Below are 20039 nucleotides of genomic sequence, written 5' to 3'. Positions count from 1 at the left end.
GTCCCGCACGTGGTCCTCGCCGTCAACAAGATGGACCTGGTCGACCACGCCGAACCCGTCTTCGCCGCCATCGCCACCGAATTCACCGCCTACGCGGCCTCGCTCGGGGTGCGCGACGTGGTGGCCGTCCCGATCTCCGCACTGGCCGGCGACAACGTCGTACTGCCCTCCGCACACATGGACTGGTACGGCGGCCCGACCCTGCTGGAGCACCTGGAGACGGTGCCGGTCGGCAGCGACCCCGGCGAGGAGCCGGCCCGCTTCCCGGTCCAGTACGTGATCCGGCCGCAGAGCGAGGAGCACCGCGACTACCGCGGCTACGCGGGCCAGCTCGCCTCCGGCGTCCTGCGCACCGGCGACCCGGTCACCGTCCTGCCCTCCGGCCGCACCACCACCGTCGCCGGCATCGACGCCCTCGGCGTCGAGACGGACATCGCCTGGGCCCCCCAGTCCATCACCCTCCGCCTCACCGACGACATCGACATCTCACGCGGCGACCTCATCGCCGCCGGCCCGACCCCGCAGCCCACCAAGGACGTCACCGCCACCGTCGCCCACCTCGCCGAACGCCCGCTGCGCACCGGCGACAAAGTGCTGCTCAAGCACACCACCCGCACCGTCCGCGCACTGGTGAAAGAGATCTCCTACCGGATCGACATCACCACCCTCGAACAGCGCTCCGGCGCCGACGGCCTGCACGTCAACGACCTCGGCCACGTGCTGCTGCGCACCGCCGAGCCGCTGGCCCTCGACGAGTACAGCGCCAACCGCCGCACCGGATCGTTCCTGCTGATCGACCCGGCCGACGGCACCACCCTCACCGCCGGCATGGCGGGCGAGGCGTTCGACACCGTACGCACCACCGATCCGAACGAGGAGGACTGGGTCTGATGCCCAGCGAGGCGTTCTCGGGCATGGACAAGGAAGGCGGCCGCATCGGCAGCGGCGTCCTCGGCAGCGGCCAGGGCGGACTGACGCGATGTGGGGGCGGACAGGGGCACTGATCCCCTGTCACCGGTCCGGCCCTTCCCACAGCAGGACCGACCGGCTTGCCCGGCATCCCGATGCCGACAGCACCACCGCAATCTCTCCTTCCATGGAACAGGGACGACTCTCATGGCACCCAGCACCTTCTCCACGCATACCCCCGCCCGCCCCAACGCCGGCCGGATCAGACGGTCCGCCGTCGCCGTCGTCGCCGCGGTCACCGTCGCCGGTCTGCTGACCGCTTGCAGCTACGGCGCCAAGAGCACCGACAACAAGGCCGCGGCCACCCCGGCCGCCGCCTCCGGCGCCTCGGACAAGAAGCTCTCCGCCGACACGGTGAAGATCGGCTACTTCGCCAACCTGACCCACGGCACCCCGCTGGTCGGCCTGCAGGAGGGTCTGTTCCAGAAGGAGCTGGGCGCCACCCAGATCAAGCCGCAGATCTTCAACGCCGGCCCCGCCGAGATCGAGGCGCTGAACGCCGGCTCGATCGACATCGGCTGGATCGGCCCCTCCCCGGCGATCAACGGCTTCACCAAGTCCAAGGGCACCTCGCTGCGGGTCATCGGCGGCTCCGCCTCCGGCGGCGTGAAGCTGGTGGTCAACCCGGACAAGATCAAGACCCTGGACGACCTCAAGGGCAAGAAGATCGCCACCCCGCAGCTCGGCAACACCCAGGACGTGGCGCTGCTCAACTACCTGGCCGAGAAGGGCTACAAGGTCGACGCGCAGTCCGGCGCCGGCGACGTCTCGGTGGTGCGCTCGGACAACAAGGTCACCCCGGACGCCTACAAGTCGGGCTCCATCGACGGCGCCTGGGTACCCGAGCCGACCGCGTCCAAGCTGGTCACGCTCGGCGCCAAGGAGCTGCTGAACGAGAAGCAGGTCTGGCCCGACGGCAAGTTCGTGATCACCAACATCATCGTCTCGCAGAAGTTCCTCAAGGAGCACCCAGACGTGGTGGAGGCCGTGCTGCGCGGCTCGGTGAACACCAACGCCTTCATCAAGGCCAACCCGGACAAGGCGAAGGCCGACGCCAACGAGGCCATCAAGGCCGCGGCCGGCAATGCGCTGGACCCGGCGATCCTCGACCCGGCGTGGAAGGACATCGAGTTCCTGGACGACCCGCTGGCGGGCACCTTCCAGGCCGAGGCCGACCACGCGGTCAAGGCGGGCCTGCTGGAGAAGCCGACCCTGGCCGGCATCTACGACCTGACCCTGCTCAACAAGGTGCTCAAGGAGAAGGGCCAGCCGTCCGTCGCGGACGCCGGCCTCGGGGTCAAGTGACCCACACCCCGTGACTCCGCGGTCCGCGCCCCGACCCCGTCTTGGTCGATGCCCAATCACAGGACGGGGCGGGGCCGGGCCCCGGCCCCCACTCCGCCAGCCCGACGCCAGACCAATCACGCAGGAGGTGTCCGGATGACCCCGACACTGACCACCTCGCACGACGCCGGCGGCGTCGAGGTGCCCGCCGGCCAGGTGGCCGTCCGGCTCTCGCACGTCCACAAGACCTTCGGCCGCCCCGGTACCGCCGCCCCCGTTCTCGACGACATCTCGCTGGACGTCGCCCCCGGCGAGTTCGTCACCCTGCTCGGCGCCTCCGGCTGCGGCAAGTCGACCCTGCTCAACCTGGTCGCCGGCCTCGACCGGCCGACCGCGGGCACCATCGAGGTGCCCGGCGGCCGCCCCGCCCTGATGTTCCAGGACCACGCCCTGTTCCCCTGGCTCACCGCCGGCCGGAACATCGAGCTCGCCCTGCGCCTGGCCGGTGTGCCCCGCGAGGAGCGCCGCCCCGAGGCCGAACGCCTGCTGGAGCTGGTCCGGCTCGGCGGCTCGTACAAGAAGCGGGTGCACGAGCTCTCCGGCGGCATGCGCCAGCGCGTCGCGCTCGCCCGCTCGCTCGCCCAGGGCGGCAACGTCCTGCTGATGGACGAGCCGTTCGCCGCCCTCGACGCCATCACCCGGGACGTGCTGCACGACGAGATCACCCGGATCTGGGCCGAGCGGCAGCTGACCGTGCTGTTCGTCACCCACAACGTCCGTGAGGCGGTCCGGCTCGCCCAGCGGGTCGTGCTGCTCTCCTCCCGGCCCGGCCGGATCGCCCGCGAGTGGCGGATCGACCTGCCCCAGCCGCGCCGGATCGAGTCCGCCGGCGTCGCCGATCTGTCCATCGAGATCACCGAAGAACTGCGTGGGGAGATCCGCCGCCATGTCCAGCACTGACACCTCCCCCGCGCCCGCCCTCGCCAAGGACACCGCGCCCAGCGACTCCGCCAGCGTCGAGGCCGGTCTGGACGCCCTGGAGACCGTCCGGACCGAGCGCACCCCGGTCGGCCGGGCGCTGCGCCAGAAGGTGCTTCCACCGGTCCTCGGCATCCTGCTGGTGCTGGGTGTCTGGCAGCTCGCCGTCACCCTGGAGCTGACCACCACCGACAAGCTGCCCAGCCCCGGCGAGGTCTGGCACGCGCTCACCAAGCTCTGGTACGCGGGCACGCTGTTCTCGATCATCTGGACCAGCCTCTGGCGCGGCCTGTCCGGCTTCCTGGCCGCCGTCGCCATCGGCACCCCGATCGGCCTGCTGGTCGCCCGGGTCAAGCCGGTGCGCGCCGCCCTCGGGCCGGTGCTGTCCGGCCTGCAGTCGCTGCCCTCGGTCGCCTGGGTCCCCGCCGCCGTGATCTGGCTCGGCATCAACAACTCGGCGATGTACGCCGTCATCCTGCTCGGCGCGGTGCCCTCCATCGCCAACGGCCTGATCTCCGGCATCGACCAGGTGCCGCCGCTCTACCTGCGGGCCGGCCGCACCCTGGGCGCCACCGGCCTGGCCGGCGCCCGGCACGTCCTGCTGCCCGCCGCCCTGCCCGGCTACCTCTCCGGCCTCAAGCAGGGCTGGGCCTTCTCCTGGCGCTCGCTGATGGCCGCCGAGCTCATCGCCGCCTCCCCCGACCTCGGCGTGGGCCTGGGCCGCTACCTGGAGAACCAGCGTGAGTTCTCCGACATGTCCGGCGTGCTGCTGGGCATCGCCCTGATCCTGATCGTCGGCGTCGCCATCGACCTGCTGGTCTTCTCCCCCATCGAACGCCGCGTCCTGCGCAGCCGCGGCCTGCTCGTCACCACCCGCTGAGGCCGCCGCGATGAACCACGGCCGGCTGTCCGCCCTCCCCCGCACACTCCCCGCCGGTGCGGCGGGCGGCCCCGCCCTGCTGCTGATCGCCCACGGCAGCCGGGATCCGCGGCACGCCGCCACCGTCGAGGCGCTGGTCGACCTGGTGCGCTCGGCCCGGCCGTCGCTGGAGGTCGCCACCGCCTACCTGGACCACTGCGCACCCCGGATCCCGCAGGTGGTCGGCCGCCTCGACGGCCGGGCCGCGGTCGCCGTACCGCTGCTGCTCGGCCGGGCGTTCCACGCCCGGAGCGACATCCCCGCCGCCCTGCGCGCGGCCGCGGCCGACCTGCCGCTGGCCGACGTGCTGGGCCCCTCCCCGCTGCTGCTGGACGCGTTGGACCGGCGGCTGGCCGAGGCCGGGCTCGACCTCGGCTCGGCCGCCGTCCGGGCCGGCACCGGCGTGGTGCTGGCCTCGGCCGGGTCCTCCGACCCGGCGGCCAACGCGGCCGTCCGGGAGCTCGCCGCCCGGTGGCAGCGCACCCGCGGCTGGGCCGCCGTGGAGACCGCCCACGCCTCGGCCGTCCCGCCGCACGTCCCCGACGCGGTCGCCGCCCTGCGGCGCACCGCCGGCGTCCGGCGGGTGGCCGTCGCCCCCTACCTGCTGGCCCCCGGTCTGCTCCCGGACCGGATCACGACCGCCGCCACCGCCGCCGGCGCCGACCTGACCGCAGCCGTCCTCGGCGCGACCCCCGAACTGGCCGCCCTCCTGCTGCACCGCTACGACCGGGCCCGCCTCGCCACCCCGGCGGCCACCGCCCTCAGCGCCTGACACCCGGTCACGCCCTCGACGCTCTACCGGGCCCCGCTGACCGCCCCGCCCGAGGACCGGGCCCGCTACGGCGCCGGCGGCGGGATCCGCGCCGGCCGAACCTCCGCGACCCGTCCCCGACCAGTTCTCGGCCGGCGACAGTCACCTGCTGGACCGGGCGGGTCGAAACCCCGCCGAACACCCGCGGGCCTGTCCGGGTCCGCGAGCGAGCACAGCCGCCGGACAGGACCCGTACGGGAGCTACGGCCTCGACCGCGACCGCCGGTGGACCCCGGCGCCGTGCGTCAGCCGGTCACCGCCCGGAAGCGCCGCTCCAGGTCCGCGACCGCCTCCCGCTCCGCGCGACTGGTGGCGGTCGCCCGGCCCGCACGCCGGGCCTGCTCGCTCGGGTACCGCAGCGGCGGCTCGGCCCAGCGCCAGGCGTTCGCGGCGCAGGCCCGCTGGTACGGGGTACCCTGCTCGGCCGCGCGCAGCAACGCCTCCAGCAGCCGGCGGCGCCCCGCCCCGGCCGCCAGCGCCTGGGCCAGCCAGCGCGGCGAGCTGGGGTCGTCGTCGTGCAGCAGCGCGCGCACGGCGGCTTCGAAGTGCCGCTCGGCCAGCGCCCGGTCGGCGCTCAGCGCCTGGAACGCGGTCTGCCGCTTGTGCCCGATCCGGTGGTACTGCCGGTAGTGCGGCTGCCGTTCGGCCAGCCGCTCGACCCGCTCGTCCCCCGGCTCCCCGCAGCTGAGCTCGAGCCCCGCGAGCAACTCGTCCAGACTGCGCTCCTGCAGGTCGAGCCGCTCCCCGAGATCCATCCGGTGGTCCATCCCGCCACCCTACGCGGCACCCGGCCGCCGCCCGGCGCCGGTTGCGGGTACCGCTCCCCCGGTACGCCGAAGGGGCGCCGGACCGCGGGCGGTCGGGCGCCCCTTCGGGACGGGGGTCGGCTCAGTCCGACTTGCGGCGCTGGCGGCCGGTGCCGTAGTTGGAGCCGCTCTTCGAGCCGGAGCCGGGCTGGGCGCGGCCGGAGGTCTTGCCGATGAAGCCGGCGGCCTGACGGCTGCCACCGGCCGCCGCGCGGTTGCCGCCGGCCGTCGCGCCGAGGCGCTGCTTGGGGCGGGGCCGGCGCGGGTTGCCGTTCAGGTCGACGTCCTTGGGCAGCGCGGAGCGCTTGGACTGCGGGCGGCGGCGGCCCTGGCCCTCCGCCTTGGCCTCGGCGCCGGCGGCCGCGGCGGCCTGGGCCGCCACCTGGGTGGGGGCCAGCAGCGGCAGGACCGCGACGCCGCTGGGCGTCCGGGCGCCGGTGATCCGGTTGAGCTCGCCGTCGCCGGGGCGGACCTTGGTGACGGTGGGGCGGATGCCGGCGGTGGTCATCAGCCGGGAGACCTCGCGGCGCTGCTCGGGCAGCACCAGGGTGACCACGGTGCCGGACTCGCCGGCCCGGGCGGTGCGCCCGCCGCGGTGCAGGTAGTCCTTGTGGTCGATCGGCGGGTCGACGTTGACCACCAGGTCCAGCCCGTCGATGTGGATGCCGCGGGCCGCGACGTTGGTCGCGATCAGCGCGCTGACCTGGCCCTCCCGGAACTGGTCCAGGGTGCGGTTGCGCTGCGGCTGGGACTTGCCGCCGTGCAGGGCGGCGGCCTGGACACCGGCCGCGCGCAGCTGCTTGGCCAGCCGGTCGGCGCCGTGCTTGGTGTGCACGAACATGATCACGCGGCCCTCGCGGGCGGCGATCCGGGCGGTCGCCTCGGCCTTGTCGGCCGGGTCGATCTGGATCACGTGGTGGTCCATGGTGGTGACCGCGCCGGCCGAGGGGTCCACCGAGTGGGTGACCGGGTCGGTCAGGAAGCGGGTCACCAGGCGGTCGACGTTGCGGTCGAGGGTGGCGGAGAACAGCATCCGCTGGCCGCCGGGGGCGACCTGCTCCAGCAGCTTGGCGACCTGGGGCAGGAAGCCCATGTCGGCCATCTGGTCGGCCTCGTCCAGCACGGTGATCTTCACCTGGTCGAGCCGGACGTCGCCGCGGTTGATCAGGTCGTCCAGGCGGCCGGGGGTGGCGACCAGGACCTCGGTGCCACGCCGCACCTGGTTGGACTGGCGGGTGATCGACATGCCGCCGACCACGGTGGTGATCCGCAGGTTGAGCCCGATCGCGTAGGGGCTGAGCGCGTCGGTGACCTGCTGGGCCAGCTCGCGGGTGGGCACCAGGACCAGGGCCAGCGGGTAGCGCGAGTCGGCCCGCTGGCCGGCGGTCCGGGCCAGCAGCGGCAGGCCGAAGGCCAGCGTCTTGCCGGAGCCGGTCCGGCCGCGGCCGAGCACGTCGCGCCCGGCGAGCGCGTCGGGCAGGGTGGCGGCCTGGATCGGGAAGGGCTCGGTGACGCCCTCCCGGGTCAGCGCGGTGAGCAGCGCCTTGGGCATCTCCAGCTCGGCGAAGCTCGCCGCCGGCGGGCGCGCCGGGGTGCCCTGGACGACGGTGAACTCCTCGGACGGGCGCGGGGCCGCGTTCCGGGGGCGGGAGGCGCCGGCCGGCTTGCGCGGCGGGCGGCCGCTGCCGGTCGTACGGGTGCGCTGGTTGCGTGCGGGGTCGGTCATCGTGCTCCAAATCCTGTTCGGCCGACCGCTACGGCGCATGCCGTGGCAGTGGGCCCCTGGTGGGGGGCACCCCCGGCGAGTGCTGGGGGAGGTCGGCCGTTTCGGGGAGAGGAGTGCGCCGCCCCGGCCGTTCGGCGGCATGGGCGAGGGCCCGCACCCTGCGGTGCGGGCCCTCGCGCAGCACTTTTGAGTCGGCTGGAAGCCGGGTCTCAGATGGTGCGGATGTTCTCGGCCTGCGGGCCCTTCTGGCCCTGCGTGACGTCGAACTCGACCTGCTGGCCCTCGATGAGCTCGCGGAAGCCGTTGGACTGGATGTTCGAGTAGTGGGCGAACACGTCAGCGCCGCCGCCGTCCTGCTCGATGAAGCCGTAGCCCTTTTCGCTGTTGAACCACTTCACGGTGCCGGTAGCCATAACCGTCTCCATATTTCACTGGGGCGTCAGGGTCCACACCTCGTGAACCCCAAATAGCCGCGATCCCCATCCGGAGACAAAACACCGGACAAAACAAATGCGCCTGTCGGTTGGAACCAGCAGGCGCACACACACGTTCATGGGAACCAATACTGCAACTGCCTCGACTGTAGCACGGCCGATCGGTGTGGTGATCGGAAAGTTCCCCTGGTCACACTACGTTTGAGGGACAAACCGAGGGGGCACGCGGACAGGCTCCGCGCGCCCCCTCGCCTTCGAGCAGTGAACTCAGTGCCGGCCGGCCGGCTCCCGCTGGTCGGTGACCGCCGGGGCGGGCTCCGGGTGTCCGGGCAGCGAGCCGTGGCCGGGCCACCAGGCCGCCCGCCCGAGCAGCGCGGTGAGCGCCGGGGTGAAGAACATCGCCATCACGAAGGCCGAGACGGCGATGCCGAAGGCCACCGAGAAGCCGATCTGGCTGAACAGCGAGTTGCCCGCCAGCAGCATGGTGGCGAAGGTGAGCGCCAGGATGCTGCCCGCCGCCGCGACCGTCGGGCCGCCGTGCCGCATGGCCAGGCCGGCCGCCTTGCGCGGGCTGTGGCCCTCGGCCGCCTCCTCGCGCAGGCGGGCGATCATCAGGATGTTGTAGTCGGTGCCGATCGCCACCACGAACAGGTAGATGAACATCGGCAGCATGAACATCAGACCGGCCTCGCCCTGCATCTTCTGGAAGACCAGGCTGGTGGCGCCGACGGTGGCGCCGAAGCCCAGGCCGACCGCCCCCATCAGGTACCAGGGGGCGACGACGCTGCGCAGCAGCAGGGCCAGGATCACCATGATCAGCAGCGCGGCGACCGGGAAGACCAGCGAGTAGTCGCGGGCCATCGCGGTGTTGATGTCCTTGTACACCGAGGTGATGCCGCCGACCTGCGCCTGGCTGCCCTGCGGTGCGGAGCCGTGCGCGACCTTGCGCAGCCCGTCGATGGTGTCGATGGCCTGGTTGGTCGCCGGGGCGTCCTTGAGCATCACGGTGATGTCGGCGACGGTGCCGTCCGCGTTCAGGTGGGGCTGCGGCACGACCTGGGCCACGCCGGGCACCTTGCCGAGCTCGCCGATGTACCCGGTCAGCGCGGCCGGGTCGAGCTTGGCGCCGTTCTTGCTCTCCAGGTAGACGTGGCTGGGGTCGGCGGCGCCGGCCGAGAAGGCGGTCATCAGGGTGTCCTGGACGACCATCGACTCCTTGGTCTTCGGCATCGAGCCGGAGGCCAGGTCGAAGGTGCCCTTGTAGCCGAAGGCGGCGAAGGACAGCGCCACCAGCAGGGCGCCGGAGACCAGGGTGACCAGCAGCGGACGGCGCTCGACGGTGCGGCCGAGCGCGGCGAAGCGCGCGTTCGCCGGGTCCCTCTGCCAGGCCTTGGAGGGCCAGAACAGCACCTTCTCCGGGATCAGCGACAGGATGGCCGGCACCAGGGTGACGGAGGCCAGGGCGGTGACGAAGACCGCGATCGCCAGCGAGGGGCCGAGCGCCTGGAACATGCCGAGGCTGGACAGCAGCAGCACGCTGAAGGCCACGATGACCGCGCCGGCCGCCGAGGCGATCGCCTCGCCGACCCGGCCGACCGCGTTGACCACGGCCGTCTTGCGGTCGTCGCCGGCGCGCAGCCGTTCGCGGTAGCGGAACATCAGGAAGAGGAAGTAGTCCGTGCCGACGCCGAACAGCACGATGATCAGGATGGCCGAGACCGAGCTGTCCGCCTTGAGCCCGAAGGCCTTGCTGGCGTCGGCGATCAGGCCGTTGGCGACCATCGAGAAGACGAAGATCGACAGGATCGGCAGCAGCGCGATGATCGGGCTGCGGAAGATGACGCCGAGCGTGAGCAGGATGATCACGATCGTGCCGACGCCGATCAGCATGTTGGCCAGCTCGGAGGAGTCCTTCTGGTCCAGGTTCTGCGCGGCCTGGCCGCCCAGCTGCACCTTCAGGTTGCTGCCCTCGGCGAGCTTCTTGGCCCCCTCGCGCAACTCCTTGGCGGAGTCGGCGGCCTCCGGCTTGTGCGCCGAGTTCTTCTCCATCCCGACCATGGACAGCGCGTACCGGCCGTCCTTGGAGGTGGACTGGTCACCGACCGGCAGGATCGTCTCGACCAGCTTGACGTGCTGGTCGGTGAGGCCCTTGACGACCTTGTCCATGGCGGCCTTGTCGCCGGCGTCCAGCTTGCCGCCGTCGGCGCGCTCGAAGAGCACCATCGCGGCCGGGGTGAAGTTGGCCGGGAAGGCCCGCTCCTGCACCTTGGAGGCCTGGATGGACTCGTAGTGCTCGGGCAGGAAGGCGCTCTCGTCGGTCTGCGCGGTCAGCGCGGGCGCGGTGGCGATGATGGCCACGGCGGCGACCAGCCAGCCGATGATCACCCACCAGGCCCGCCTGACGACGAATTGTCCTATTCGGTGGAACATGCTCGTTCTGCCTCCTGGGCATGGTTCACCGCAGCCCTTGGGGGGACGGGACGTCGGGCGACGGCGCTGGACCGGGCGCGGAGCGGCAACGGCAGCCCTTAGCCGGTCGGCAGGTAAGTACGGTTGGCATCCTACGGGAATTTACTTGCCGCCCGGCAAGTGACTATTCCCCGGACGCGCCCCCTAGGGGGAGGCCTCGTGCCGCCCCTCGACCATCCTGACCTGCGTACCACCGCCGGCACCTCGTACTCCGGGTGGAGACGCCTCCCCCTCAGGGTGGATTCCCGCGCCGCCCTTACCGGGGGAGATCTCGGGGGCGACGGGTAGGGGAAACCCCACCCCGGGGGTGAGGGAAGGCCCAGGGAGGGCTCCCCCGCCAGCCGGATGTCGCCTCCGACCGCGCTTTCCTAGCCTCTGTGGTGCAGCTTCCACAGCGCGCCGGACACCACCGGCGACCGCTTCCGGCGGCCACCGCCGCCGCTCTCCCTGGGGGATCAGACTCGTGAGAACCGGACTTGCCGCAACCATGGGGGCCTGGAGCGCCCGGCACAGGAAGACCGCCGTCTTCGGCTGGCTGCTGTTCGTGGTGCTCGCCGCCTTCCTCGGTGGCCTGCACGGCAGCACCAAGGTCGAGCAGTCCGAGTCGATGCCCGGCGAGGTCGCCCGGGCCGCGAAGATCCTGGACGAGGCCGGGATCAAGCGCCCGGCGGGCGAGGTGGTGCTGGTCCAGAGCGCCGCGCTGACCGCCGACGACCCGGCCTTCCACCGGGTGGTCGACCAGGTCGCCACCGCCGTCGGCGCCACCGGCCGCACCGCCGACCTGCACAGCCCGTACGACAGCGGGGCGATCTCGGCGGACCGGCACTCCGCCCTGCTCCAGTTCACCATCACCGGTGAGGACGAGCAGGCGGTGCAGAACGTGCCCGCCGTGCTGAACGCCGTCGCCGGGGTGCAGACGGCGCACCGGGAGCTGACGGTCGAGGAGTTCGGCGAGGCCAGCTCGGGCAAGTGGTTCCAGGAGCAGTTCACCGACGACTTCGCCCGGGCCGAGTGGACGGCCGTGCCGCTGGCGCTGGGCATCCTGCTGGTCGCCTTCGGCGCGCTGGTGGCCGCGGTGCTGCCGGTCCTGCTGGCGCTGACCGCCTTCATCGCGGCCGGCGGGCTGGTCGCGCTCAGCAGCGGGCTGCTGCACACCAGCGACGACGCCAGCTCGGTGATGCTGCTGGTCGGGCTCGCCGTCGGGGTCGACTACTGCCTGTTCTACCTGCGGCGCGAGCGCGAGGAGCGGGCCGCGGGGCGGGACTGCGCGAGCGCCCTGCAGATCGCCGCCGCCACCTCGGGCCGGGCCGTGCTGGTCTCCGGCGTCACCGTGGTGGTCGCGATGGCCGGCATGTTCCTCACCGGCATCGCCGACTTCCAGGCGATGTCGCTGGCCACCATCATCGTGGTGATCACCGCGGTGCTGGGCTCGCTGACCGTGCTGCCCGCGCTGCTGTCGATGCTCGGCGACCGGGTCGGCAAGGGCCGCCTGCCGCTGCTGCACCGGCTCCGCAAGGCCGACTCCGGCCAGGGCGGCCGGGTGTGGAACGCGCTGCTGACCCCCGTCCTGCGCCGCCCGCTCGCCGCCGCCGTGCTGGCCGGCGGCCTGCTGCTGGCCCTGGCCGCGCCGCTGCTCACCATGCACACCGCCAACCTGACCTTCCAGCAGCAACTGCCGGCGGGCAACGCCCTGGTCGCCACCTCCGCCCGGATCGAGGCCGCCTTCCCGGGCAGCCCCTCGCCGGCCACCGTGGTGGTGAAGGCGAAGGACATCGGCTCGCCGGAGATGACCAGGGCGATCGCCGACTTCCAGGCCGCGGCGCTGGCCACCGCGGGCGTGCACGGCCCGATCGAGGTCACCGTGCACCGGGAGCAGAACGTCGCCACCATCGACGTCCCGCTGCCGGGCAGCGGCAACGACGCCACCAGCACCGCCGCGCTCGACGCCCTGCGCGGCCGGGTGGTCGCCGACACCCTGCTCAAGGTGCCCGGCACCGAGGCCCCGGTGACCGGCCAGACCGCCGGCTCGCACGACTTCAACCGGCAGATGTCCGACGCGATGCTGCCGGTCTTCGGCTTCGTGGTGGTCTTCGCCTTCCTGCTGATGCTCACCTCGTTCCGCTCGCTGGGCATCGCCGTCACGGCCGTGGTGCTCAACCTGCTCTCGGTCGGCGCCGCCTACGGGGTGCTCGCGCTGGTCTTCCAGCACGGGGTGGGCGCCTCGCTGCTGGGCACCGCCGGGGTCGGTGCGGTGGAGTCCTGGGTGCCGCTGTTCCTCTTCGTCATCCTGTTCGGTCTGAGCATGGACTACCACGTGTTCGTGGTCTCCCGGATCAAGGAGGCGCACGACCGGGGCCTGTCCACCCAGGCCGCCATCTCGCACGGCATCCGCAGCACCGCCGGCGTGGTGACCAGCGCGGCCGTGATCATGGTCGGCGTGTTCGCGGTCTTCGGCACCCTGTCGATGCAGTCGATGAAGCAGATGGGCGTCGGCCTCGCGGTCGCCGTGCTGGTCGACGCCACCGTGATCCGGGCGGTCCTGCTGCCCGCCGCGATGAGCCTGCTGGGCGAACACAACTGGTACCTGCCACGCTGGCTCTCCTGGCTGCCGGACCTCTCGCACACCGAGTCGGCCGCACCGCTCCCGCAGGCCCGGCACGCGGCCGACCGGCCCACCGCAGATCGGCCCGCCCAGGACCGGCAGACCGCCGGCCGCTGAACCGCCCCGCACCGGGTGCGGCGGCCGACCGCACCGGGGACGGCCGGCCGCCGCCCACCCGCCGGGCCCCGCGCGTCGCGCGGGGCCCGGCGCCGTTCGCACCCGGTGCCTGCGGCAGGATTGAGCGGCACCAGCCAGAACGGAGCCGCCCCGATGACCAGCCCCGCCGCCACCTTCGACGAGGCCCGCGCCCGCGCCCTGCTCGCCACCGCCTGCGCCACCGCCGGCCTGCCCGCGCCCACCACCGCCGGCCTGCTGGCGCTCGGCGAGAACGCGGTGTTCGACCTGGGCGCCCCCGGCGTGGTCGCCAAGGTCGGCCGGGCGCCCGGGCTGACCGGCCGGGCCGTGCGCGAACTGGCCGTCGCCCGCTGGCTGGAGGGCCGGCAGGTACCGGTGGTGGGCCCGTACCTGCCGGAGCCGGTGGACGCCGGCGGGCACCCCGTGACCTTCTGGCACCGGCTGCCGCCCGCCGTCGGCTCGGCCCGCCCGGTCGACCTGGCCCCGCTGCTGCTCGCCCTGCACCGGCTGCCCGCACCGCCGTTCCCGCTGCGGCCGCGTGACCTGCTGGCCCCGGTGGACCGCTGGCTGGCCGCCGCCGACGGGCACATCGACCCCGCGGACGCCCGCTTCCTGCGCGAGCGCCGGGCCGAGGCGACCGCCGCGGTGGCCGAGCTGACGCCCGCTCTGACACCCGGCTTCATCCACGGGGACGCGTTGCCGCGCAACGTCCACCTCGGCCCGGACGGGCCCGTCCTGCTGGATCTGGAGTTCGTCGCCGACGACCTGCGCGAGCACGACCTGGTGGTGCTGGCGCTCAGCCACGACCGGTACGGCGTGGCCACCGAGGACTACGTCGCCTTCACCGCGGCCTACGGCTGGGACGTCCGCGACTGGCCCGGCTTCGCCGTGCTGCGCGGCGCCCGGGAGACCGCCAGCGCCGCCTGGGTGGCCCAGCAGGCGGCCGCCTCCACCGCCGCGCTGGCCGAGTTCCGCCGCCGGGTGGCCTCGCTGCGGGCGGGCGATCCCCAGGTGCGCTGGTACGCCTTCTGACCCGTTCGAGCCACCGGTACGGCTCGCACACACCGGCGGAACCGGGCGGCGGGGTCCGGCGTCCTACGGCGCAGTCGGCCGGCCCGCAGCGAGGCGGCCGTGCGGCCTCAGGAGTCGTCACCATGCTGCTCCCGCACCACCCGTCACAGCACCGGCGCGCCGCGGGCGCGGCCCTCGCCGTCCTGCTCGCCCCCGCCCTGCTCGCCGGCTGCGCGGCCGGCCACGCCGCGTCCGGCGCGGCCGCGCCGCCGTCCACCGCCACCGCCCGGCCGTCCGGCAGCGCGTCGCCCGCCGACACCGCCCCGTCGCCCGGCTCCGCACATCCGAGCGGCCCATCGGGCACGCCATCCCCCGGCGCGCCGTCACCCACCGGCACCCGGCCGCCCGGCACCCCCGCGGCCACGCCGCGCACCGGCCGGCCCGACACCCCCCGGCCGACCACCCCGGCGCCGGCCCCGAGCCGGCCGGCCGGCCCGGCGGCGCCGCCGCCCTTGGCCGCCGCCGGGCTGGTCCGCTCGACCGCCTCCGGCGGGCGCACCGTGGCCCTCACCTTCGACGACGGCCCCGGCCCGGCGACCGGTCGGATCCTCGACCTGCTCGCCCGCTACCACGCCCACGCGACCTTCTGCCAGATCGGCCCCAACGCCGCCGCCGACCCGGCGACCGTCCGGCGGATCGTCGCCGAGGGCCACCAGTTGTGCGACCACACGGTGCACCACCCGCAGCCGCTGCACGCGCTCCCGCACGACCGGCAGGTGTACGAGATCGCCGCCGCCCAGGACATGATCACCACGGCCGCCGGCGGCGCGGGCGGCCGGATCGCCTGGTTCCGCGCGCCCGGCGGGGACTTCACCGCCGAGAACGAGCAGATCGCCGCCCGGTACGGGATGCGCTCGCTGGCCTGGTCGGTCGACCCCAGGGACTGGAGCAGGCCCGGCGCGGGCGCGATCGTCGCCACCGTCCAGCGCACCCTGCGCCCCGGCGGGGTGGTGCTGCTGCACGACGGCGGCGGCGACCGCAGCCAGACCGTCGAGGCGCTGCGGCAGCTGCTGCCCTGGCTGACCGCCCAGGGCTACGGCTTCGACTTCCCCGCCCGATGAGGCGCCGGCTCAGCGCAGCGGCCAGCGCGCGTCCACCACCGCCCCCGGCTCCTTGCCCTGCCGCAGCCAGCCCTGCAGCCCCTCGGCCCAGGCCCGGTACCAGTCGATCTGGCGCTCGTGCAGCTGCTCCGGCGTCAGCTCACCGGCCTGCGCCGGGTACCGCTCGCCGAGCGCCACCGCGACCCGGACCGCGGCCAGCGCGTCGCTGCCCGCGTGGTGCGCGTCGGCCAGCTCCACGCCGTACACCTCGCAGACCCGCTGCAGGGTGCGCGAGCCCTTGCGGTACTTGTCGACCGTGCGGTCGATCACCAGCGCGTCGAGCACCGGGCCGACCGGACCGCCGAGCCGCTCGGCCAGGCTCGGCAGCGCGTGCCGGCGCAGCTCGGCGTCGAGCAGCGAGAGGTCGAAGGGCGCGTTGAAGACCACCACCGGGCGCCCGGCGAGCAGCCGGGAGCAGAGCGCCCCGGCTATCTCCTCGACGCCCTCGGCGGCCGGGCCGCCGTGGGTGCGCGCGTACTCGTCGGCTATGCCGTGCACCGCGGTGGCCTCGGCCGGCACCGGGACACCCGGGTCCAGCAACCAGCCCGCGGTGGCCTCGACCCGGCCGCCCTCGGTGTCCACCAGGGCGGCGGTGACGATCCGGGACTCCGCCGGATCGGTGCCCGTGGTCTCCAGGTCGAATCCGACCAGTGGCCCCTTCCACCAGCTCATGCGGCACGTCCTTCCGTCTGTCCTGCCGTGAACGGGCTCCATCATGGCGTGCGCCAGTGACAGCCCGGCCGGCGGGACCTCGGCCGGGGCCGATCAGGTGAGGTGCCGGGCGCGCTCTGCGGTGCGGATGGTTCGCCTTCGTAGCGTGGCCGCTCAGGGCCGCTCCGGCGCACGGGACCCCGTGCGGGCAGCCGGGCGGCCGACGAGAGGAGTTCGCCCGATGCCACGTAAGGTCCTGCGCCCGCTGCTGCCGGCAGCCGCGCTCGCGTTCACCGCCGCGCTCGGCCCGGCGGCGGCAGCCGTCGCCGTGCCGGGTGCCGAGGACGGCCCGCGCTGCGGCGCGGCCGAGCTGGCCCGGCTGGACGGCCTGAAGTCCGACCTGGACGCCCGGGCCGAAGCCGGTACCGCCGGCCGGGCCCAGTACTGGTACGTCGACCCGCAGGCCTGCCGGCTGAGCGTCACGGTGCTGCCGGACAACGGCGACGGGCGGACCGAGGACTTCGTCGGCGCCGCGCTGGCCGCGCCGGGCCTGACCCAGCTCACCGAGGTGGCAGAGCCGGTCGGCCGCCGGATCGCGCTGGCCCCGGCGGCGGCCGGGCACACCCTGCGGGGCCCGGGGACGCTGCACGGCGGCAGCGCGATCTACAGCGGGACCTCCGGACTGGTCTACCGCTGCACCAACGGCTTCAACAACTACCGCCCGGGCACCACCACCACGGCCGGGCACTGCGGCCACGCCGCGAAGACCTGGTACGACGCCGGGGGCAACCGGCTCGGCACGGTGACCGACTGGCGCTACCCCGGCGCCGACTGGTCCGTGATCACGCCGGTCAGCGGCTGGTCGCTGCCGGGCGACGTGCTCGGCGCCGCCGCGCCGATCACCGGCTTCGGCAAGGCCGCGCTGGGCGAGCCGGTGTGCGGGCGGGGCTCCACCAGCGGCACCAGCTGCGGGCAGGTCACCGCGCTGAACGTGACGGTGAACTACCCCGACGGGGTGGTCCGCGGGCTGGTCAGGAGCAACCAGAGCGGCGGCGAGGGCGACTCCGGCGGCCCGGTCTACGACGGCGGCACCGGGCTCGGCCTGATCAGCGGCGGCGCCTCCAGCGGCTCGCCGACCTTCTTCCAGCCGCTGAACTTCTGACGGCCGGCGGGCGCGGGCCGGCGGCGGCCCGCGCCCGCGCCCGCAGTGCTTCAGCCGGCCGCCAGCAGCCCCCGGCCGAGCCAGTCGGAGTCGTCCCGCACCCCGGGCAGGGCGAAGAAGTACCCGCCGCCGGTGGGCACCGTGAAGTCCGCCAGCGGCTCCCCCGCCAGCCTGGCCTGCACGGCCTCGAACTGCCGCACCACGTCCTGCTGGTAGCAGCAGAACAGCAGGCCGAGGTCGAGCCGGCCGCTCGCATCGACGCCGCGGTCGAAGTTGTAGCCGCGGCGCAGGATCCGGCTGTCCGCGGTCTGCGGGGTGTGCGGGTCGGCCCGCCGGATGTGCGCGCCCGGCGGGATCCGGTCGAGCGGCGCGCCGCTGTCCTTGCGGCGGCCGATGACCTGCTCCTGGTCGGTGGCCGGCATCCGGTCCCACGCCTCGCTGAGCATCTGGACCACCCGGAGCACCTGGTAGCTGCCGCCGGCCGCCCAGGCCGGCTCGCCGCCGTCCGGCTGCACCCAGACCAGCCGGTCCATCTCGCGGTCGGAGCCGGTGTCGGGGTTGGCGATGCCGTCCTTGAAGCCCATCAGGTTGCGCTGGGCGCTGTCCGGCCGGGGCCGGTTCTGGAAGCCGTCCACCCGCCAGCGCAGTTCCAGCGCGCCGTCGGTGTGCGCGAGCAGGTCGCGCAGCGCGTGCAGCACGGTGTCCCGGCTGTCGGCGCAGATCTGCAGGGACAGGTCGCCGTGCGCGTCACCGAACGCGATCCGGTCCTCGGGGAAGGCGCGCATCGCGGTCAGCCGCAGCGGCCTGGCGCCGGCCAGGCCGTAGCGGTCGTCGAAGAGCGAGGCACCGACCCCGACCGTGACGGTGAGGTTGTCCGCCGGGACGAGGGGGCCGAGCATCCCGTTGTCGCCGTCCTGGTCGGCCGGGCTCCCGCCGGTGGTGAGGAAGGCGATCCGCCGGGTGAGGGTGCGCAGCAGCCGCTCCAGCGCGTCCCGGTCCGGGGCCTGCACGTTGCAGGCGGCGAAGGCGGCGAAGGGCTGGGCCGGGGTGGTGATGCCGGCCTGGTGCGGGCCGAGGTGGGGGATCTGCCGCAGCCCGGCGGCGGCCGCGGGGGCCGGGGCGGTGACGGCGGGCAGGGCGAGCGCGCCGGTGGCGAGGGCGGCGGTCTTGAGCAGGCTGCGGCGGGCCGGGCCGCCCTCGACGGCGGGCTGACTGGTCATCGGACGGGCTCCCAGGTGGTGGGGTGCGGGGCGCGGCCGTCCGGATCGGGAAGGGACGAACCGCTCACCTGTTTGCTATCCGGGGCGGTGACCGGCGGCAACTCGGCGCTGAGCCGGCCGGCCGAGGCACCGACCCCGGCCGGCCGGGGCGCCAACCGCTCAGGACACCGCCCGCGAGTCCGCCCAGAGGCCTTCGAACTCCTCGCGGTAGACCTCCAGCAGACCCGGCTCGGTGCCGCCCGGCTCCTGCCCGGCCCCGCCGCGCAGCACCAGCGCGGGCGACTCGATGCCGCGGGCCCGGCGCAGGTAGGGCTGCACCACGCCGAGGTCGCTCGACCGGCGCCGCCCGCCCGGCCCGGCCGTGCGCGGCCCCTCCACCAGGTAGGCGGTGAACCGGGGCATCTCGTCGAACACCCGGATCTCGAAGCCGCCCTGGTCGCGCAGCCGGGCCCGGACCCGGCGCACGTGCATGATGTTCATCTCGATCGAGCGGGACAGCTCGCCGCGTCCGATCCCGAGCTCGCGCTCGCGGCGCCGGACGGCGCTGGAGGCGGGGTTGAGGAACAGCAGCCGCACCCGGCAGCCCTCGGCGGCCAGCCGCACCAGCCGCTTGCCGGTGTAGTTCTGGCACAGCATGCCGAGGCCGATGCCGACCGCGTCCAGCCGGCGGGCGCCCTCCAGCAGGTCCTCGACCGGCAGCTCGCGCTGCAGCCCGACCCGGTCCGCGTGCACCGCGACCACGTCCGCGTAGCGGCCGGCCACCAGCTCCTCCACCACATCGGCCGGCACGCCGCCGTGGCCGCCGTCGAGCAGCGCGAGCAGCCGGGCGGCGGCCCGCTCGGTCTGGTCCAGCACGGTCTGCGACAGGCTCCGGTTGCGGGAGACCACGTGCCGGGCGACCTCCAGCTCGTCCAGGGCCAGCTCCACCTCCCGGCGCTCCACCAGGTAGGGCTCGAAGCACGGCCAGTGCTGCACCATCAGCTCGCGCAGCTGGGGCAGCGTGAGGAAGACCAGCGGATCGTCGTCGGCCGGGTCCAGCAGGTACCCCTTGCGGCGGCTGACCTCGCGGACGGCGCCGGCCCGGTGCACCCACTCCTCGCCGGCCGGGCCGGCGGCGGCCGTCACCCAGTCCTCGCCGTGCGCGGGCGCGTAGAGCGGGCGCAGCACCTCGTCGACCAGGGCGCGCATCCGCTGCTCGACCAGGTTGAGCCAGACGTAGGCCCGGCCGGCCAGCCGGACCCTGCGGTAGGCGGTCTCCCACTCGCCGGCCGTCCAGGCCATCAGCGGCCCCTCGACCGGGCCGGCCTGCCCCGGGACGGTGGTGCGGGCTCCGCCGGAGGGCCGCATCACCAGGGTCGGCGCCTCGCTGCGCCGGGGCCCCTGCTCGGGCCCACCCTGGCCGTCGGCGGGGAACCCCATGCGCTACCTCACCTCCCGGCCTTCCGCTCACCGGGGTGACGGGCCGTCCACTGACACGGACTCAACCTTGGCGGCCGCGGAGGACTCCCGGGCCGGCAGGCGGTCCGGTGGCGTGCCGGACGATCAAGGGTACTGCCCCGGTCGCGCGGGGCGCAGCCGGTTGGCGGCACGACGATCCGATCGGCGACCCGTCGAGATGGGCCGCGACACCGTCACTTTCGGTCAACGGACACCCGTTCGGGCGAACAAGTGGTGAATGGGTTCGGTCTGCGGGCAGCCGTTG

At 74.2% G+C, this 20039-nt stretch carries 16 protein-coding genes; 9 read left to right on the top strand and 7 right to left on the bottom strand.

Annotation, left to right across the window (positions count from 1 at the left end; genetic code table 11):
* The 5 genes from AB0K43_RS10250 to AB0K43_RS10230 form a co-directional block, all read left to right on the top strand.
* Positions 1-891: hypothetical protein (locus AB0K43_RS10250; RefSeq protein ID WP_363637857.1), on the top strand; the 891-nt coding region annotated here is incomplete at its 5' end.
* Between the two features lie 225 nt (positions 892-1116).
* Positions 1117-2274, top strand: a complete 1158-nt coding sequence (locus AB0K43_RS10245; protein ID WP_363637854.1) for an aliphatic sulfonate ABC transporter substrate-binding protein — start codon at positions 1117-1119, stop codon at positions 2272-2274.
* Between the two features lie 135 nt (positions 2275-2409).
* On the top strand, positions 2410-3213 hold the full coding sequence (locus tag AB0K43_RS10240; RefSeq protein WP_363637851.1) for an ABC transporter ATP-binding protein: 804 nt from the start codon (positions 2410-2412) through the stop codon (positions 3211-3213).
* The gene (locus AB0K43_RS10235) at positions 3200-4111 is read left to right on the top strand and encodes an ABC transporter permease (RefSeq protein WP_363637849.1); all 912 of its coding nucleotides are present in this window, start codon (positions 3200-3202) and stop codon (positions 4109-4111) included. The genes AB0K43_RS10240 and AB0K43_RS10235 overlap by 14 nt, the downstream gene beginning before the upstream one ends.
* 10 nt (positions 4112-4121) lie before the next feature.
* Positions 4122-4922: a CbiX/SirB N-terminal domain-containing protein gene (locus AB0K43_RS10230; protein WP_363637847.1), complete on the top strand. Its 801-nt coding sequence runs from the start codon at positions 4122-4124 to the stop codon at positions 4920-4922.
* A gap of 284 nt (positions 4923-5206) precedes the next feature.
* Here the strand turns inward: AB0K43_RS10230 and AB0K43_RS10225 are convergent, their stop codons facing one another.
* The 4 genes from AB0K43_RS10225 to AB0K43_RS10210 all read right to left on the bottom strand — a co-directional run bounded on the left by AB0K43_RS10225 (position 5207) and on the right by AB0K43_RS10210 (position 10357).
* Positions 5207-5728, bottom strand: coding sequence for a hypothetical protein (locus AB0K43_RS10225; RefSeq protein ID WP_363637845.1), 522 nt, complete (start codon positions 5726-5728; stop codon positions 5207-5209).
* Between the two features lie 121 nt (positions 5729-5849).
* Positions 5850-7493, bottom strand: coding sequence for a DEAD/DEAH box helicase (locus AB0K43_RS10220; RefSeq protein ID WP_363637843.1), 1644 nt, complete (start codon positions 7491-7493; stop codon positions 5850-5852).
* Positions 7494-7702: 209 nt separating this feature from the next.
* Positions 7703-7906: a cold-shock protein gene (locus AB0K43_RS10215; RefSeq protein WP_033817632.1), complete on the bottom strand. Its 204-nt coding sequence runs from the start codon at positions 7904-7906 to the stop codon at positions 7703-7705.
* A gap of 288 nt (positions 7907-8194) precedes the next feature.
* Positions 8195-10357 carry an MMPL family transporter gene (locus AB0K43_RS10210; RefSeq protein WP_363637841.1) on the bottom strand — a complete coding sequence of 721 codons (2163 nt, stop codon included), beginning with the start codon at positions 10355-10357 and terminating at the stop codon, positions 8195-8197.
* A gap of 526 nt (positions 10358-10883) precedes the next feature.
* On the opposite strand from AB0K43_RS10210, the gene AB0K43_RS10205 reads away from it, so the two are divergent.
* The 3 genes from AB0K43_RS10205 to AB0K43_RS10195 all read left to right on the top strand — a co-directional run bounded on the left by AB0K43_RS10205 (position 10884) and on the right by AB0K43_RS10195 (position 15265).
* Positions 10884-13115 (top strand): MMPL family transporter, encoded by a 2232-nt coding sequence (locus tag AB0K43_RS10205; protein WP_363637884.1) that lies wholly within the window; start codon positions 10884-10886, stop codon positions 13113-13115.
* Between the two features lie 153 nt (positions 13116-13268).
* Complete coding sequence (locus AB0K43_RS10200) at positions 13269-14165, top strand: aminoglycoside phosphotransferase family protein (RefSeq protein ID WP_363637839.1); 897 nt, start codon at positions 13269-13271, stop codon at positions 14163-14165.
* A gap of 122 nt (positions 14166-14287) precedes the next feature.
* A complete protein-coding gene (locus AB0K43_RS10195) occupies positions 14288-15265 on the top strand; it encodes a polysaccharide deacetylase family protein (RefSeq protein WP_363637837.1) in 978 nt (325 codons plus the stop codon).
* Between the two features lie 9 nt (positions 15266-15274).
* Here AB0K43_RS10195 and AB0K43_RS10190 read toward each other — a convergent pair whose 3' ends face one another.
* Positions 15275-15976 carry an exonuclease domain-containing protein gene (locus AB0K43_RS10190; protein ID WP_363637834.1) on the bottom strand — a complete coding sequence of 234 codons (702 nt, stop codon included), beginning with the start codon at positions 15974-15976 and terminating at the stop codon, positions 15275-15277.
* Between the two features lie 220 nt (positions 15977-16196).
* Between AB0K43_RS10190 and AB0K43_RS10185 the strand changes: the two genes are divergently transcribed.
* Positions 16197-17117, top strand: coding sequence for a S1 family peptidase (locus AB0K43_RS10185; protein ID WP_363637832.1), 921 nt, complete (start codon positions 16197-16199; stop codon positions 17115-17117).
* 50 nt (positions 17118-17167) lie between these two features.
* On the opposite strand, the gene AB0K43_RS10180 is transcribed toward AB0K43_RS10185, so the two are convergent.
* Together AB0K43_RS10180 and AB0K43_RS10175 are read right to left on the bottom strand one after the other, a co-directional pair.
* On the bottom strand, positions 17168-18337 hold the full coding sequence (locus tag AB0K43_RS10180; protein ID WP_363637829.1) for a Dyp-type peroxidase: 1170 nt from the start codon (positions 18335-18337) through the stop codon (positions 17168-17170).
* Between the two features lie 159 nt (positions 18338-18496).
* Complete coding sequence (locus AB0K43_RS10175; protein ID WP_363637882.1) at positions 18497-19618, bottom strand: SAV2148 family HEPN domain-containing protein; 1122 nt, start codon at positions 19616-19618, stop codon at positions 18497-18499.
* Between the last annotated feature and the right edge of the window lie 421 nt (positions 19619-20039).

The organism is Kitasatospora sp. NPDC049258 (genome assembly GCF_040678895.1).
Taxonomy (GTDB): Bacteria; Actinomycetota; Actinomycetes; order Streptomycetales; family Streptomycetaceae; genus Kitasatospora.
The sequence above is the reverse complement of the archived record's forward strand: the minus strand, read 5'-3'. Positions and strand labels throughout refer to the sequence as shown.

Bases quoted from the DNA above. Each gene is read 5' to 3' on its own strand.
- AB0K43_RS10245 (WP_363637854.1), top strand. From the start codon at position 1,117: ATGGCACCCAGCACCTTCTCCACGCATACCCCCGCCCGCCCCAACGCC.
- AB0K43_RS10240 (WP_363637851.1), top strand. From the start codon at position 2,410: ATGACCCCGACACTGACCACCTCGCACGACGCCGGCGGCGTCGAGGTG.
- AB0K43_RS10235 (WP_363637849.1), top strand. From the start codon at position 3,200: ATGTCCAGCACTGACACCTCCCCCGCGCCCGCCCTCGCCAAGGACACC.
- AB0K43_RS10230 (WP_363637847.1), top strand. From the start codon at position 4,122: ATGAACCACGGCCGGCTGTCCGCCCTCCCCCGCACACTCCCCGCCGGT.
- AB0K43_RS10225 (WP_363637845.1), bottom strand. From the start codon at position 5,728: ATGGACCACCGGATGGATCTCGGGGAGCGGCTCGACCTGCAGGAGCGC.
- AB0K43_RS10220 (WP_363637843.1), bottom strand. From the start codon at position 7,493: ATGACCGACCCCGCACGCAACCAGCGCACCCGTACGACCGGCAGCGGC.
- AB0K43_RS10215 (WP_033817632.1), bottom strand. From the start codon at position 7,906: ATGGCTACCGGCACCGTGAAGTGGTTCAACAGCGAAAAGGGCTACGGC.
- AB0K43_RS10210 (WP_363637841.1), bottom strand. From the start codon at position 10,357: ATGTTCCACCGAATAGGACAATTCGTCGTCAGGCGGGCCTGGTGGGTG.
- AB0K43_RS10205 (WP_363637884.1), top strand. From the start codon at position 10,884: ATGGGGGCCTGGAGCGCCCGGCACAGGAAGACCGCCGTCTTCGGCTGG.
- AB0K43_RS10200 (WP_363637839.1), top strand. From the start codon at position 13,269: ATGACCAGCCCCGCCGCCACCTTCGACGAGGCCCGCGCCCGCGCCCTG.
- AB0K43_RS10195 (WP_363637837.1), top strand. From the start codon at position 14,288: ATGCTGCTCCCGCACCACCCGTCACAGCACCGGCGCGCCGCGGGCGCG.
- AB0K43_RS10190 (WP_363637834.1), bottom strand. From the start codon at position 15,976: ATGAGCTGGTGGAAGGGGCCACTGGTCGGATTCGACCTGGAGACCACG.
- AB0K43_RS10185 (WP_363637832.1), top strand. From the start codon at position 16,197: ATGCCACGTAAGGTCCTGCGCCCGCTGCTGCCGGCAGCCGCGCTCGCG.
- AB0K43_RS10180 (WP_363637829.1), bottom strand. From the start codon at position 18,337: ATGACCAGTCAGCCCGCCGTCGAGGGCGGCCCGGCCCGCCGCAGCCTG.
- AB0K43_RS10175 (WP_363637882.1), bottom strand. From the start codon at position 19,618: ATGGCCTGGACGGCCGGCGAGTGGGAGACCGCCTACCGCAGGGTCCGG.